The 14,798-nt window shown below is 63.4% G+C and carries 11 protein-coding genes and 1 pseudogene; 4 read left to right on the forward strand and 8 right to left on the reverse strand.

The features are described from left to right. Positions 1 to 5: 5 nt before the first annotated feature. The 8 genes and pseudogenes from AC0L24_RS20555 to AC0L24_RS20590 all read right to left on the reverse strand — a co-directional run bounded on the left by AC0L24_RS20555 (position 6) and on the right by AC0L24_RS20590 (position 8,003). Positions 6 to 416, reverse strand: a complete 411-nt coding sequence (locus tag AC0L24_RS20555; protein WP_127396571.1) for a hypothetical protein — start codon at positions 414 to 416, stop codon at positions 6 to 8. A gap of 128 nt (positions 417 to 544) precedes the next feature. Further along, positions 545 to 1,191, reverse strand: a pseudogene (locus AC0L24_RS20560) (ThuA domain-containing protein). A 39-nt stretch (positions 1,192 to 1,230) separates the two neighbouring features. Then, positions 1,231 to 2,253 carry an LLM class flavin-dependent oxidoreductase gene (locus AC0L24_RS20565; RefSeq protein WP_164873964.1) on the reverse strand — a complete coding sequence of 341 codons (1,023 nt, stop codon included), beginning with the start codon at positions 2,251 to 2,253 and terminating at the stop codon, positions 1,231 to 1,233. A gap of 70 nt (positions 2,254 to 2,323) precedes the next feature. Then, on the reverse strand, positions 2,324 to 3,211 hold the full coding sequence (locus tag AC0L24_RS20570; RefSeq protein ID WP_127326506.1) for an ABC transporter permease: 888 nt from the start codon (positions 3,209 to 3,211) through the stop codon (positions 2,324 to 2,326). After that, a complete protein-coding gene (locus AC0L24_RS20575) occupies positions 3,208 to 4,167 on the reverse strand; it encodes an ABC transporter permease (RefSeq protein WP_127269148.1) in 960 nt (319 codons plus the stop codon). The genes AC0L24_RS20570 and AC0L24_RS20575 overlap by 4 nt, the downstream gene beginning before the upstream one ends. A 7-nt stretch (positions 4,168 to 4,174) precedes the next feature. Continuing rightward, on the reverse strand, positions 4,175 to 5,812 hold the full coding sequence (locus AC0L24_RS20580; RefSeq protein WP_127809710.1) for an ABC transporter substrate-binding protein: 1,638 nt from the start codon (positions 5,810 to 5,812) through the stop codon (positions 4,175 to 4,177). A gap of 34 nt (positions 5,813 to 5,846) precedes the next feature. Next, the gene (locus AC0L24_RS20585; protein ID WP_127809709.1) at positions 5,847 to 6,623 is read right to left on the reverse strand and encodes a DUF427 domain-containing protein; all 777 of its coding nucleotides are present in this window, start codon (positions 6,621 to 6,623) and stop codon (positions 5,847 to 5,849) included. Positions 6,624 to 6,644: 21 nt separating this feature from the next. Further along, a complete protein-coding gene (locus tag AC0L24_RS20590) occupies positions 6,645 to 8,003 on the reverse strand; it encodes an LLM class flavin-dependent oxidoreductase (protein WP_127809708.1) in 1,359 nt (452 codons plus the stop codon). A gap of 190 nt (positions 8,004 to 8,193) precedes the next feature. Here AC0L24_RS20590 and AC0L24_RS20595 point away from each other — a divergent pair, with 190 nt between their 5' ends. The 4 genes from AC0L24_RS20595 (at position 8,194) to AC0L24_RS20610 (ending at position 14,772) form a co-directional block, all read left to right on the forward strand. Beyond that, on the forward strand, positions 8,194 to 9,999 hold the full coding sequence (locus AC0L24_RS20595; protein WP_473564112.1) for a dipeptide ABC transporter ATP-binding protein: 1,806 nt from the start codon (positions 8,194 to 8,196) through the stop codon (positions 9,997 to 9,999). Positions 10,000 to 10,203: 204 nt separating this feature from the next. After that, positions 10,204 to 10,626 carry a cupin domain-containing protein gene (locus AC0L24_RS20600; RefSeq protein WP_127809706.1) on the forward strand — a complete coding sequence of 141 codons (423 nt, stop codon included), beginning with the start codon at positions 10,204 to 10,206 and terminating at the stop codon, positions 10,624 to 10,626. 391 nt (positions 10,627 to 11,017) lie between these two features. Next, complete coding sequence (locus AC0L24_RS20605; RefSeq protein WP_473564113.1) at positions 11,018 to 12,880, forward strand: ABC transporter ATP-binding protein; 1,863 nt, start codon at positions 11,018 to 11,020, stop codon at positions 12,878 to 12,880. Continuing rightward, complete coding sequence (locus tag AC0L24_RS20610; protein ID WP_473564114.1) at positions 12,880 to 14,772, forward strand: ABC transporter ATP-binding protein; 1,893 nt, start codon at positions 12,880 to 12,882, stop codon at positions 14,770 to 14,772. Before AC0L24_RS20605 ends, AC0L24_RS20610 begins: the two co-directional genes overlap by 1 nt. Positions 14,773 to 14,798: the final 26 nt, after the last annotated feature.

The following is a 14,798-nucleotide window of genomic DNA, read 5'->3' on the forward strand; positions in this document are numbered from 1 at the left end:
GGGCACTAGGAGGGCAGAGAGGCCAGCCATTCTTCCCAAAATTCCTGCTGAATGTGGACGAAAACCGGAACCACGTCGACGCCATCGTCAAATATGTCGACCAGATCCGTCTCTTGGGGAAATCGCCCCATCGTCACCTTGCAGGCCATCAATCCGCGACTCTTCTCCATCACGGTATTTTCGGGATAAACATTGGCACTCGCCCCGTAGCAGAAGGGCAGCAAACCATCGGCTTCGAGCCCCTGACGGATCTGGAACAGAGCTTCGAAAAAATCTTCCTCTTCGGCCCTGATCACCTTGTCCCGGTAGCCGCATGTCAGGCTGCAGACGGCGCCCTCTACATGCAGCGTAAACACGGCTTCCTCGTCTCCGCCCGTGCCCCCTCCGACCAAGAATACTGTCCGCTGATGATCCATTCCACCCCCCTTTGCTGTTCACCGGATGGTAGTTCGACAGCGGCCGACTTTCTAGCCATTGCAGGAATTCAGACCTCGCTGCCTCCGCAGTTCGCCGCTCGCCTTTCGCAATTGGTGACTGACAGAGGCTACCCCCGCGCCGCCCAAAGCAAACCCCGCTCCACCATCAGCGCCATTTCCGGCACCGCGAACTCATCCGCCGTGTGACCAAGGGAACTGTAGAAAACCTTCCCCGCTCCATAGCGCCGTTTCCAGACGACCGGCATGACAACGCCGCCGATGCCCGGAAATGCGCGTCGGTAAAGGTGGTGGTCGCCAGCACCTCATTGCTTGGGTCGACATGCATGTAATATTGCTCCGACCGGTAGGCGAAATCGCTGATGCCTTTTGTGATCGGATCGTCCGGCCGGGTGATCGCGACAGTATAGTCGATGATGTTGCCGGGATGCGCCACCCATTGGCCGCCGGTCATGAACTGATAGTCGGGCTCGTTGCGAAAACTGTCGCCCATAGTGCCGTGGAAACCGCCGAGCCCGCTTCCCCCGCGAACGGCAAGCGTCAGGTTCTGCAACTCGGCCTTTTCGATCGTCGACATCGTGATGACGGGCACGATGAGATCGAAGGAAGCAAGCTCCGGATCGGCGAAAATCGCGGTGCCTTGGCCGAGCGTGACGTCGAAGCCGTTTCGCTCAAGCAAGGTGCGAACGATATTCGCGCTCTGCTCCGGCGTGTGGCCCTCCCAGCCGCCCCAGGCGATCAAGGCCTTCTTTGGCATTGTGTACCTCCCTGGAACTCCGCCCTGATCGATCCGGCGTCAGCGCCAGCCAAGCGCCGGCGCGACATGGGTCAGGATCGCCTCGATGACATGCGCATTGTAGTCGACGCCAAGTTGGTTCGGAACGGTGAGCAGCAGCGTGTCGGCCTCGGCGATCGCCTCGTCCTGCGCCAATTCCTTGATCAGCACATCCGGCTCGGCCGCGTAGCTGCGCCCGAAGATCGCCTTGGTGTTCTCCTCGATGAAGCCGATCTGGTCGCGGCTCTCATTGCCGTGGCCGAAATAGGCACGGTCGCGATCGTCGACCAGCGCAAAGATGCTGCGGCTGACCGAGACGCGCGGCTCGCGACTGTGACCGGCCGCTTTCCAGGCCTCGCGATAGATGCGGATCTGCTCGGCCTGCTGGATATGGAACGGCTTGCCGCTCTCGTCGAATTTGAGCGTCGAACTCTGCAGGTTCATGCCGAGCTTGGCCGCCCATTCCGACGTGGCGTTGGTGGCCGCACCCCACCAGATCCGCTCGCGCAAACCCTCCGAATGCGGCTCGAGGCGCAAGAGGCCGGGCGGATTGGGGAACATCGGCCGCGGATTGGGTTGGGCGAACCCCTCGCCCCGCAGCGTCTCGAGGAAGACCTCGGCGTGATGCCGCGCCATGTCGGCGTCGCTCTGGCCTTCCGGCGGCGCGTAGCCGAAATGGCGCCAGCCATCGATCACCTGCTCGGGCGAGCCACGGCTGATGCCAAGCTGCAGGCGGCCGCCGGCGATGATGTCGGCAGCGCCCGCATCCTCGGCCATGTAGAGCGGGTTCTCGTAGCGCATGTCGATGACGGCGGTGCCGATCTCGATGCGGCTGGTCTTGGCGCCGACGGCTGCCAGCAACGGGAACGGCGACGCGAGCTGGCGGGCGAAATGATGCACGCGGAAATAGGCGCCATCCGCCCCCAGTTGCTCGGCGGCGATCGCCAGCTCGATGGATTGCAAAAGCGCGTCCGAAGCCGAGCGCACTTGCGATTGCGACGAGGGCGTCCAGTGCCCGAATGACAGGAAACCGATTTTCTTCATAGCCATGCGATATAAGGATGCGCGTCAGGCTTCAATGCAAAAGAGATTTTTCGACACGCCCGATCAAGGCTCATGCATCGCTATTCTCGAAGGCGCCGATGCCTTGTGCGATCAGATTGGTTGCCATCACCAGCGAGACGATTGCCGCGGAATTGAAGACGACGACCCACCATTTGCCGCCGGTCAGGAAACCATAGCCGTCGGCGACGGCCAGCCCCCAATCGGCCGATGGCGGCTGAATGCCGAGGCCGAGAAAGCTCAGCGTCGCGATCGAGAAGAACGCGTAGCCCAGCCTTGTGACCAGCTCGATCAAGATCGTTTCCCTGATGTTGGGCAGTATCTCCAGAAACATGATGGCGAGCGGGCCCTCGCCGCCAAGCCGCGCAGCGCTGACATAGTCGCGCTCCTTCTGCTCGCGCACGGCGGCGCGGACGGTGCGCGCCACCAGCGGCGCGTAGGCGATGCCGATCACCAGGATGACCGTTAGATTGGACGGGCCGATGGCCACCAGCGTCATGGTGACGAGAACGATGAACGGAAACGCCATCAGCGTATCGAGCAGCCGCGCGCCGATGGCATCGACCAGGCCGTCGAAATAGCCGAGCACCAACCCGATGATGCTGCCGGCGGCGACACCGGCCAGCGTCGCCAGCGGCGCAACCAGCAGGATGTCGCGCGATCCGACGACTATGCGGGACAGCACGTCGCGGCCGAGCTGATCGGTCCCGAACCAGTGCAGCGCGTCGGGCGGCGTCAGCATCGCCAGGAAATCCTCGGCATAGGGATCGTAGGGAACGAAGAGGTTGCCTGCTATGGCGCACACGACCCAGAACAGAAGCAGCAGCGATCCGACCACGACCGACGGCGGCAATCCGGCGAAAGCACTGCGTATCCGGCGCACTGCCGGAAAGCCGGCCACGGAGCGCGGTGGTGCGGGAAACTCCGCCAGATCTGTCATGGCGAGGTCCGGCGGCGTTGCCGCGGATCGAGCAGCGCCAGTACGAGGTCGCCGGCCGCCGCCGACAGCACGAAGATTGCCGCCATCACCAGCACCCCGGCCTCGAGCATCGGGAAATCGCGTGCCTTGGCCGCATTCAGAACCAGATTGCCAAGCCCCTGGATGCCGAACAGCGCCTCGATCACCACCAGCCCGCCAAGCATGTAGCCGGTCTGCGTCGCCAGCACCGCGATGGTCGGCGTCAGCGCGTTGCGCAGCACGTGCCGAAAGATGATCTCGCGCCGCTCGAGCCCTTTCAGGACGGCGGTGCGCGTATAATCGGCGGCCATTGCCTCGATCACCCCTGCCCGCGTCATCCGGGCGATGTAGCCGGCAAGGTTCAGCACCAGCGGCAGCGCCGGCAGGATCAGATAATAGCCATGCGTCCAGAAGCCCGCGCCATCGGGCGCAACACCGGAGATCGGGAACCAGTTCAGCCACAGGCCGAAAACGATGAGCAGCATCAGGCCAGAAACGAAATCAGGCACAATGCCGAAGGAGACGCCTGCCATCACGATCAGCCGGTCGATCAAGCGGCCCGCATTGAGACCGGCAACGACGCCGGCACCAACGCCAAGCGGAATGAGAAAAATCAGAATAATGCCGGCAAGGGCGGCGGAGCGCTTGAGGCTTTCCAGCACGAAGGGCGCCACCGGCCCGCGCATCGACAGCGAGGTGCCGAAGTCACCGGTGACGGCCTTGCTGAACCAGAGCCAGTACTGGACGAGAACCGGCTGATCGGCGCCCAGCCGCTTGTTCAGTTCCGCCACCGCCTGCGCATCGGCAAAAGGCCCGAGCATCACACGGCCGACATCGCCGGGCAGGACCTGCCCGGCGAAGAACACCAGGATGCTGACCAGCCACAGCGTGAGGACAAGTGTGCCCAGACGCGCTGACAGAATGCGACCGGTCAGCATGTCGCGATCATGCCTGGACGAAGGAAACGCGGTCGAGCAGCAGATGCGAGATCGCGGTGAAGCGCACGCCCTCGACCTTCGAGCTGACGATCCGGCTGTATTGCGAGAAGTAGCTGATGATCGCCGGCGTCTCGTCAAGCAGCAAGGTCTGGATCTTGCCGGCAACGAGGCGCTGTGCCTGCAGATCACGCGCCTTAGAGTAGTCGAGCAGCAGCGCATCATAGGCCGGGTTGTTGAAATGCGCCGCGTTCCAAGCTCCCGAACTCTTCAGCGTGGCGTTGAGGAAGATGTCGGGCGTGCCGCGATGGCCGTAGTCGGTGATGCCGAGCACCGAATCCAGCCAGGGCGAGCTGCCGAAGGTGGCCGAGCCGTAATAGGCGTCCTGTGGCAGGACATTGAGCTTGACGTCGATGCCGGCCTTTTTGGCGAAGTTCTGGATGATCACCGCATAGTCGGGAATGTCATAGGCGCGCTCGGTGGTCAGCGTCACCTCGAAGCCGTTCGGCACACCCGCCTCGCCGAGCAGCCGCTTGGCTTCCGCAATGTCCTGCTTGCGCTGCGGCACCGACGGATCCGCCGATGGGAAGATCGGCGCGAACGGGGTGTCGTTGCCGACGATGGCGCGGCCCTTCAGCAGGCCCTTGACCACCGCCTCGCGGTCGATGGTGAGCGCCAGCGCGCGGCGGATGCGCTTGTCGGTGAACGGCGCCTGGTCGGTTCTGAGATGCACCTGGTCATGCGAGCTTGCCTGCACGCTCAGCAGCTTGAAATTGGGATTGCCCTCGATCGCCAGCTCCAGGCGCGTCGTGCTCGGGATGACGTCGAGCTGGCCGGCCTGCAGCGCCAGCACCTGCGCCTGCTCGTCGTCGAAAAACTTGATCTCGACCCGGTCGGGCAGCGCCTTGTCGCCCCAGTAGTCTTCATTGCGAACGAAGCTGGCGCCTTGCTTGGGACGAAAGGATTTTAGCTTGAACGGACCCGTGCCGTTGAAATTCTTCTCGAAATCGCCGGCATAGTCGGCCGGCAGGATGACGGCGTTGTAGACGTCTGAGGAGACATAGAAGGGGAAGTTGCTGTTTGGGCCATCGAGGTCGAAGGCGACGGTTTCGTCGTCGACCAGCTTGGCGCCGCCCTTGGACAGGATGCCCTTGTAGGCGGACAGCGCCGACGAGCCGCTGGCCGGATCGACCAGCCGCTCGAAGCTCGCCACAACATCCCTAGCGGTGACCGCGCGGCCATCGTGGAATTTCACCCCTGGCCGCAATTTGAAGGTCCAGCGACTGGCCGTCTCGTTTGCTTCCCAGGACAGAGCCAGCTTCGGCTGCAGACCATCCTTCGGATCGTCGAGGATCAGATACTCGCCGACCTGGCTGATCACCCCGATGCTGGCCGGATCGGTGACCGAAACCGGATCGATCGCCTTGGTCGGCTGGCCGAGCCCGACGCGAACCGTGCCGCCGGCAGCGGCCGCGGCGCGCGCACCTCCAAGCCCCTGCGAGGCGGCAAAGCCGGTCAAGCCGAGCAGTGCTGCATATTTCAGGAGATCGCGGCGTTTGAGAAAGCCGCCCTGATATTCATCGACGGCGACATTCCAGATGTCCCCCGACAGGTTGCGAACTGCGTCGATATCTCTGCGTTTGGTCATGTCAAACCCCTGCTCTGAAATGAAGATTGAAAACCTATGCGACGGGTTCGCCGTCGAGATGGATGCGGTCGACGGCCTGCGGATAGAAGGCGATGAGGCCCTTGATCTTGGGTATTTCCTCTATGGGATCCCGGTAGCTCCAGGCGATGTCAGGGCGCACCGAGCCGTCGCTCAGCAGGCCGGACCAATAGGAGGCGATGCCCTTGTAAGGACATCGCGTCGTTGTGACGGACGCCGTCAGCCGCTCCAGCCGGATGTCTTCCGCGGGCAGATAAAAACGCGTTGGCAGATGCGTCTCGAACAGCAGAACCGGGCGGTGGCTGTCGGCGATCGGCTCGCCGTCGAACCAGACCTGCACATGGCTGGAGCTCTGCAGCACATCGATGCGTGCGTAGGGATCGCGGGCGTGGACGAAGACTTCCTCTTCCTCCTCGAACCATTGGTCGACGGCTTTCCAGGTGAAGGCGATGCGGCCGGCCAGAGGCGCCAGGTTTTCATCCGGTGGCGACACGAACGCCCAGGCCGCGTTGGCGCTGCGCCTGTCACCGCTGTCGATATCCCAATAGGCGGTTTCGCCACCGACCGGGTGCGGTTCGCGATGCAGTGAGGGTCTCAGCACCGACGGGTCGACCGCTGACGGCGGGAAGAAATAGATCGGCAGGAAATGGTTGGAGCGCAGCACGAGCACGTTGCGGCTGTCGGCGATGGTGCGGCCGCCGAACTTGACGCGCACGCGCTTGGGGCTGTGCAGGACATTGACGAGCTGCGGCGCGGTGGCTTCGCGGGGCTGCAATCTTGGTGCAACGGTCATGATCGTTCTCCCGGCCTGACGTCAGGACACCGCGCGCGCATTGTCGCGTTGTTCGGCGAAGCGATTGGCTGGTCGCGCCAGGCCGAAGCGGTCGCGCAACGTTCCCGGCGCGTATTCGGTCGGGAACACGCCGCGCCGCTGCAGCTCCGGAACCACCTGTTCGGCGAAATTCACCCAGTCCTCGGGCAGCAGTGGGAACATCAGGTTGAAGCCGTCGGCGGCACCGGAAACGAACCAGTCCTGCAACTGGTCGGCGATCTGTACCGGCGTGCCGGCGACGGTCGGCACCGAACCGCTGTTGGCGAGTTTGCGGGCGATCTCGCGCAGGCTGAGATTCTGCTTCGCCCATTGCTTGACCCGGTTGAGCGACGTGCGTCCGCCGTTGAACGTGCTCTCGTCCGGCAGCGGCGGCAATGGCCCGTCCGGCGGGAACAGCGACAGGTCCAACCCGCTCCAGCTGGACAGAAGGTCGATGCCGACCTGATCCGGCAGCAAGGTCTGCAGGTATTCCTGCTTTTCCCGGCCTTCTGCTTCGGAGGCGGCGACAACAGGCAGGATGCCGGGCAGGATCTTGAAGCTCTCCGGCCGCCTGCCGTGGCGGGCCAGCCGCTCGTTGATATCCTGACGGTATTTGATGCCATCCTCCTTGGTGCTGTAGATGGCGAAGTGCGCATCGGCCTGTGCGGTGGCGAAGTTCTTGCCGTCTTCGGAGGATCCGGCCTGGACGATCAGCGGATGGCCTTGCGGCGGCCGCGAGACGTTGAGCGGCCCGCGCACCTTGAAATGCTTGCCCTTGTGGTCGACGGGGTGGACCTTGTCGGGGTCGGCGAAATAGCCCGACGCCTTGTCGATCAGCAGCGCCTCGTCTTCCCAGCTGTCCCACAGCGCTTTGACGATATCGAGGAATTCGGCCGCACGCTCGTAGCGGAACGCATGTTCGATATTGCCGTCGCGGCCGAAATTGCGCGCCTCCTCGTCCATCGCCGAGGTGACGACGTTCCACGACGCCCTGCCCTTGCTGATGTGGTCGAGCGAGGCGAACATGCGCGCCACATTGTAGGGCTCGCTGTAGGAACTCGATGCCGTGGTGATCAGGCCGATATGCTTGGTCACGCCCGCCAGCGCCGAGAGCAGCGTCAGCGGTTCGAGGCGCGCATTGGCGTAGTGGGCGACGCCGCTCTTGACCGAATCCCAAATCGAAACGTGGTCGGCGACGAAGATGGTGTCGATCCTGGCGCGCTCGGCCGCCTGCACGAGATCGCGGTAGAATTCGAAGTCCAGCACCTCCCGTTCCGGCGCCCTGGGATGGCGCCACGACATCCGGTGATCGCCCTGCGGGTTGAAGAAGAATGCGCTGAGGATCATGTGGTCTCGAGCCATGACGGCCTCCTTCCAGATCTGCTCCGGAGACCGTCGCGCTGCCTCGGCAGACGGCGACAATCTCTCCTGAGGCATGAAAGGTAGATTGCGCTTCGGCTTAATCCGAGTAATTTTATAGAGATAATGCACTCCGAAAGCGGAAGCGATTGCCCTCGATGGCGGCGCTGGAAGAAAGTGGTTTCAAGTCCCCATGTCCTCCTCGGTTCTGAACGTAGACCAGCTGTCCGTCGCCTATGACGGGCGCAAGGGATCACATCCCGCCGTCAGCGGCGTGTCGCTGCACATAGGCCAAGGCGAGGCGCTCGGCCTGGTCGGCGAGTCAGGATCGGGCAAAAGCTCTGTGGCGCTCGCCATCCTGCGTTATCTGCCGAAGAACGCCCGTATCGCGGCCTCAGCGCTTGAATTCCAGGGCCGCGAAATCCGCGACCTTTCCGCCGAGCAGCTCCGCCGGCTCAGGGGAAATCAAATCGCGGCCGTCTACCAGCATCCGGGCGCGGCGCTCAATCCAAGCATGACGATCGGCCGGCAGATCACCGAGACGATCATGCGGCACCGCCCGGTTCGCCTCGACGAGGCGCGCGAGCGTGCGGCCGAACTGCTCGGCCGGGTCCGCGTCAGCCATCCGGAGCGTGTGCTGGATCTCTATCCGCACGAACTCTCCGGCGGCATGCAGCAGCGCGCCAACATCGCCATCGCGATTGCGCTCGACCCGTCGCTGCTGGTGCTGGATGAGCCGACGACGGCGCTCGACGCCAGCGTCCAGTCCGAGATCATCGCCATCCTCTCCGACCTGCGCAAGGATCACAAAACCAGCATCCTGCTGATCAGCCACGACATCAACATGATCCGCCGCTCCTGCGACCGGGTGGCGGTGATGCAGGCGGGAACCGTGGTCGAAAGCGGCGTTGCGGGCGATGTCTTCGACAACCCCTCTCACGCCTACACCAAGGCGCTCATCGCCTCGATCCCGGCGCTCAACTACACCAAGCGGGACGGAAGACTGGCGGAGGACGGCATGCCAGCGCACCCCACAGCGCAAGGCGAAGACGCCGGCTTGCCAAAAGAACGCCGGATCGCGATCGCCTGCAAAGGCATCAGCCATGTCTTCGGCAGCCAGCCAGTGCTGCACGGCATCGATCTCGACATCGGCCAGGGCGAAACCTTCGGGCTGATAGGTGAGTCCGGTTCGGGCAAGTCGACCCTGGCACGCATCGTCACCGGCCTGCAGATGCCCAATGCCGGATCGGTCGAGCTGTTCGGCAGGACGGTCGCGCCGCGCGTCGAGAAGAGAAACCTTGCCGAACGCCGCGACGTGCAGATGGTCTTCCAGTCGCCGGATCGCACGCTCAACCCGCGCCAGCGGATCGGCCGCATCCTCGGCCGCCCGCTGCGCCGGCTCGCCGGCCTGCGCCGCAGCGAGGTGAGAGCCCGCGTCGGCGACCTGCTGGGCTCGGTTCGCCTCGCCGGCACTACCGCCGAGCAGAAGTCGCGCTCGCTGTCCGGCGGCCAGCGGCAGCGGGCGGCGATCGCGCGCGCCTTCGCCGGCGTGCCGAAGGTCGTCGTGCTCGATGAACCGACCTCCGCGCTCGACGTCTCCGTCCAGGCGACCGTTCTCAACCTGCTCAACGACCTGCAGCGCGACAAGGACACGACCTATCTGTTCATCAGCCACGACCTCAGGGTGGTGCGCTACATGGCCGACAGGATCGGCGTGCTCTATCGCGGACGCCTGGTCGAAACCGGTTCATCCGACCAGATTTTCAAAGGTCCCAACCACCCCTATACGGCCCTGCTGCTGGCCGCTTCTTCCGATGAGGCCGAGCCGAAACTATCCGCTCCAGCCGAGATCGAGGCCACCGGTGTCCCGAACACCGGATGCGCCTTCGCCGATCGCTGCCCCCTGGTCCTGCCCGACTGCAGAAAGGCAGAACCGCCCGCCAACGAGGTCGCGCCCGGCCACCGGATCACCTGCTGGCGGCACGGCCAGGGTTTTTGAACGGCTCAACAGCAGTACGAAGGTCCGCAGCAGCGGGGTTTAGCGGCAAGCAAATCGTCGATGTATGGAACCTCTCCGACGGCTACTGCGAAGTTCACGCGGCCATGCTTTAGTTGGGCGCTTCCTCGCATACAAATATATTCGTCTGTGCTAATATATTGCGGTCATGCACATTCGTTCGTGACGAACATGTGGGAGGATGCGATGAAAACCATGAATCGCAGGTCTGCAATTGCTCTGGGTGTGACGGCTGCCGCGATAACGCCTCTGTTCACCCTGGCGGCATCAGCGAAGGTCAAGAAATACGGCCCGAAGGAAGGCAAGGAGATTGCGCCCGGTGTCAGGGTGGTTGAGGTCAGCACCGGCGACTCCGACATTCCCGCCTACAAGAGCATCGCAATCGTCGACGTGGTGTTCCAGCCCGGCGCACACGCGCCTCAGATGGTGATGGACAATGACATGGTCTGCACCATTACTTCAGGCGCGTTCACGATCAAGAAAGCCGACAAGGAATTCAAGCTCAAGGAAGGCGACATGTACACCTGCGCCAAGGGCAAGACCGACGAGGCGACGAATACAAGCAAGGAGGTCGGCGTCCATCGTATCGCCGTCCTGATACCTGCCTAGAGCATGATGCCGAAAAGTGTGAAGCGGTTTTCGGACGACATCATACTCTATCTCTTTGATTTAGAGACGGATTCAGATTTCAGCTCGATTCGACCTGAAATCATCCGGCTCTAGCAGACCGGATTCCGGCCGGATGGAAGATCGCACGCCGTCCGGCCGTCGCTTGCGTACAGCCGGATGCTGGCCTCGTCCGGCCAACGCCCTTCAGCAAGAGGATTCCGTCGCTGGTGCCAGCCGGATCGCAGTCGCATGCTCGCTTTCCGTTCAGGCACAGTGCGATACCGGAATTGGCTCTTGAACGGCCAAGTCGGACACGCGTAACATCGCGCCATCTGAATTGAGTCTGCTTTATTAGTCCGGACTAACCTCCGGATTGGTTTGGATATTTCCCTTGAACACGCAAGCAATCGGCGGCGCACCGGAGCGCGGCAAATCGTTTGCCCATGTGGCGGAAGCCTCCTGGGGCAAGGGCCTCAGCACCTTGCTCCGCATCGTGCGCATGACGCTGCGCCATCCCTGGCAGGTCGCCATCACCATCGTCTCGACCTTCATCGCCGCGACCTTGCAGCTCTTCATCCCACGCCTGCTGGGACGCGCCATTGACCAGGCGCAGGGCGTCATGGCGGCCGGGGCCGGTACTGCTGCGGAACAGGCGCTGTGGAATACGGCGCTGACGCTGCTCGTCGTCTCGATCCTGCGCGGCCTCTTCACAATGGCGCAGAACTACTATGGCGAGGCCGTCGGCCATCGCACCGGCTATGAACTGCGCCTGGCTTTCTACGAGAAGATCCAGCGCCTGAGCTTCGCCTACCACGACAGGGTCCACACCGGCGATCTCATCACGCTCGGCCTGCTCGATCTCGACGGCGTGCGCATGTTCTTTTCCACTGGCATTTTGCGCGTGGTGCTGCTCGGCGTGCTGATCGGCGTCGGCGCCTATCTCCTGATCAGCACCGATCCCGTGCTCGGGCTGCTCAGTCTGAGCTTCGTGCCCTTCGTCGCCTGGCGGTCCTCGGTCACCCAGCTCAAACTGCGCAGCACCTGGCTGACGTTGCAGGAGCGCCTCTCGGTGCTGAGCCGGGTGATGGATGAGAACCTCGGCGGTATCCGTGTCGTGCGCGCTTTCGCAGCGCAGCGGCATGAGCTGGAAAAATTCGATCGCGCCAAGCGCGATGCACTGGACCTCGCCAATCAGCGCGTCGACATCCGCGTCGCCAACACCAGCGCCATGAATTTCTCGTTCCTGGCCGCCATGGGGCTGGTCCTGTGGTTCGGCGGCCAGAAGGTGATCGCAGGCCAGATCAGCGTCGGCACGCTGGCGCAGTTCCTCACCTTCATGACCATCCTGCAGATGCCGGTGCGCCAGCTCGGGCTGATGGTCAACTCCTTCGCGCGCGCCTCGACCTGCGGCACCCGGCTGTTCGAACTGCTCGACGCCGAGCTCGACATCGAGGACGCGCCCGGCGCCAGGGATCTCGTCGTCAGCGACGGCGTGCTGCGCTTCGACAATGTCGGCTTTCGCTATGAGGGCGCGGGCGGCCGGTCGACACTGTCCGGCATCTCCTTCGAGGCCCGGTCCGGCGAGACCATCGGCATTGTCGGCCCACCGGGCAGCGGCAAGTCGACCATCGCGCATCTGATCCCGCGTTTCTACGACGTGACTTCGGGTTCGATCACCATCGACGGCCAGGACATTCGTGAGGTGACGGTGAAATCGCTGCGCAAGGCCGTCGGCGTCGTGCAGCAGGACGCGTTCCTGTTCACCACCTCGATCGAGAACAACATCGCCTATGGCAATCCCTGGGCGCGCGAGACCCGCATCGGGCAGGCAGCCGAGTACGCCCAGCTGCACAATTACATCATGGGCCTCCCGGCCGGTTACACCACGGTTGTCGGCGAGCGCGGCGCGTCGCTTTCCGGTGGCCAGCGGCAGCGCCTGACCATTGCGCGGAGCCTGATGCTGCGGCCATCGGTGCTGGTCTTCGACGATTCGACCGCGGCAATAGATGCCGGTACCGAACAGCGCATCCGGGCGGCGATGAAGCGCTTCGCCAGGGACCGCGTCACGCTCATCATCTCGCACCGGCTGAGCTCGCTGATGCATGCCGACCAGATCCTGTTCGTCGAGGGCGGCCGGATCGTCGAGCGCGGCACGCATGAGGAATTGCTGGCGCTCAGTGGGCGCTATCGCGCGCTGTATGATTTGCAGCTGCGGCCGGACGACGACCGGCCTGTCGTGGCGGGAGCCGCATGATGTCGACACAGGCCGACGACGACAAGGAAGATACCAGCCGCCGGCCGACAAGGGCCGTCGTGGGCTCGCATCGCGACGAGGAAGAAGTCTTCGGCAAGGCCTACGACCCCCGCATCGTCAGGCGCATCTGGAGCTTCGTGCAGCCGTATCAGAGCCGGATCTTCATCTCGGTCGCCGCCGTACTGGTGTTCACGCTGACCCAATTGGCGATCCCGCTGGTCATCCGCTACGCCATTGACCACGGCATGACGGCCGGCAAGCTCGACCAGTCGGTGATGATCGCCGCGATCGGCGCTTTCTCGGCGATCATCCTCATCAACTATGCCGCCTCTTATGTGCAGGAAAGCGTCGTCGGCAAAGTGGCCGAGAACGTGCTCTCCGACCTGCGCCGCGCCATGTTCAGCCATCTGCAGCGTGTCTCGTTGAGCTTCATGGACAAGACCGAGGTCGGGCGGCTGATGTCGCGTCTGCAGGGCGACGTCAATTCGATGCAGGAATTCCTCGAAACGTCGGTCATGTCGGTGGGCGACATCGTGCTGCTGTTCGGCATCGTCAGCGTGCTTTTGTGGCTGGATTTCCGGCTCGGCCTGCTGACGTTGTCGACCATGCCGGTGCTGTTCATCGTGCGCCTGTTCTGGCTGCCGCGCGCCAAGGTCGCCTTCATGGCCGCGCACGAAACCAACTCGATCGCCAATGGCGCGCTGGCCGAAGGCATCCATGGCGTGCGCACCGTGCAGAGCCTGGAGCGCCAGCACGTCAATTTCGACCTCTATGACGAGAAGGTGCTGGCCAATCTCAATGCCCATCTGACCTCGGCGAAATACGCGCAGGTGATGGTGCCGATCGTCGATACGCTGACCGGCATCGCCATGGCGACCGTCATCGTCGTCGGCGGTTCGATGGTGCTGTCGCACAGCCTCGACACCGGCGTCATGGTGGCGTTCCTGTTCTACATCCAGCGCTTCTTCGACCCGATCCGCTCGCTGACCATGCAATACAGCGTCATGCAGCGCGCCATGGCTTCGGGCCAGCGCATCTCCGAAGTGCTCGACGTGCCGGTCGACGTCAGCGACAAGGAAGGTGCTATCGCGCTGTCGCGCGACATGGACGGCTCGGTCGAGTTCAGGAACGTCACCTTCGGCTATAGGCCGAACCAGCCGGTGCTGAAGGCCATCTCCTTTCGCGTCAATCCGGGCGAGACCGTGGCCCTTGTCGGCCCTACCGGATCGGGCAAGTCCAGCTCTATGGCGCTGGTGCACCGCTTTTACGATGTCTGGTCGGGCGAGGTTCTGGTCGGCGGCCATGATGTGCGTGACCTGACCCAGGATTCGCTCGGCGATCAGGTGGCGATGGTTCTGCAGGAGCCGTTCCTGTTCTCCGGCTCGGTGCTGGAAAACATCCGCTACCACAAGACGTCAGCCAGCCGCGAAGAGGTGGTGCGCGCCGCACAGGCCGTCGGCGCGCACGATTTCATTGAGAACCTGCCCGATGGCTACGATACCGAACTCGAGCAGCGCGGCGGCAATCTCTCGCTCGGCCAGCGCCAGCTGATCAGCTTTGCGCGTGCACTGGTGGCCGACGCCAAGATCCTGGTGCTCGACGAAGCCACGGCCAGCATCGATTCCTACACCGAGATGCTGATCCAGAAGGCGCTGATCACCCTGCTGGAAGGCCGCACCGGGCTGGTCATCGCCCACCGTCTTGCCACCATCCGCGGCGCCGACCGCATCATCGTGCTGCAGAACGGCGAGATTGTCGAAAGCGGCAACCACGAACAGCTAATGGCAAGGAAAGGTCTCTACGCCCGCCTCTACAACATGAACTACGCCTCGTTCGACGACATTTCGGAAGGCGAGCTGGAGTTGGATGCGGCGGTCGGCAAGGCGACGTGATTGGGCCTACTGATGACCACAGGCGC

The sequence above is a fragment of the Mesorhizobium sp. WSM4809 genome (assembly GCF_055811655.1).

What these genes read in the sequence shown, in the direction of transcription:
- AC0L24_RS20575 (WP_127269148.1), bottom strand. Translation starts at nt 4,167, where the DNA reads ATGCTGACCGGTCGCATTCTGTCAGCGCGTCTGGGCACACTTGTCCTC.
- AC0L24_RS20610 (WP_473564114.1), top strand. Translation starts at nt 12,880, where the DNA reads ATGTCGACACAGGCCGACGACGACAAGGAAGATACCAGCCGCCGGCCG.
- AC0L24_RS20580 (WP_127809710.1), bottom strand. Translation starts at nt 5,812, where the DNA reads ATGACCAAACGCAGAGATATCGACGCAGTTCGCAACCTGTCGGGGGAC.
- AC0L24_RS20570 (WP_127326506.1), bottom strand. Translation starts at nt 3,211, where the DNA reads ATGACAGATCTGGCGGAGTTTCCCGCACCACCGCGCTCCGTGGCCGGC.
- AC0L24_RS20555 (WP_127396571.1), bottom strand. Translation starts at nt 416, where the DNA reads ATGGATCATCAGCGGACAGTATTCTTGGTCGGAGGGGGCACGGGCGGA.
- AC0L24_RS20585 (WP_127809709.1), bottom strand. Translation starts at nt 6,623, where the DNA reads ATGACCGTTGCACCAAGATTGCAGCCCCGCGAAGCCACCGCGCCGCAG.
- AC0L24_RS20565 (WP_164873964.1), bottom strand. Translation starts at nt 2,253, where the DNA reads ATGAAGAAAATCGGTTTCCTGTCATTCGGGCACTGGACGCCCTCGTCG.
- AC0L24_RS20590 (WP_127809708.1), bottom strand. Translation starts at nt 8,003, where the DNA reads ATGGCTCGAGACCACATGATCCTCAGCGCATTCTTCTTCAACCCGCAG.
- AC0L24_RS20595 (WP_473564112.1), top strand. Translation starts at nt 8,194, where the DNA reads ATGTCCTCCTCGGTTCTGAACGTAGACCAGCTGTCCGTCGCCTATGAC.
- AC0L24_RS20600 (WP_127809706.1), top strand. Translation starts at nt 10,204, where the DNA reads ATGAAAACCATGAATCGCAGGTCTGCAATTGCTCTGGGTGTGACGGCT.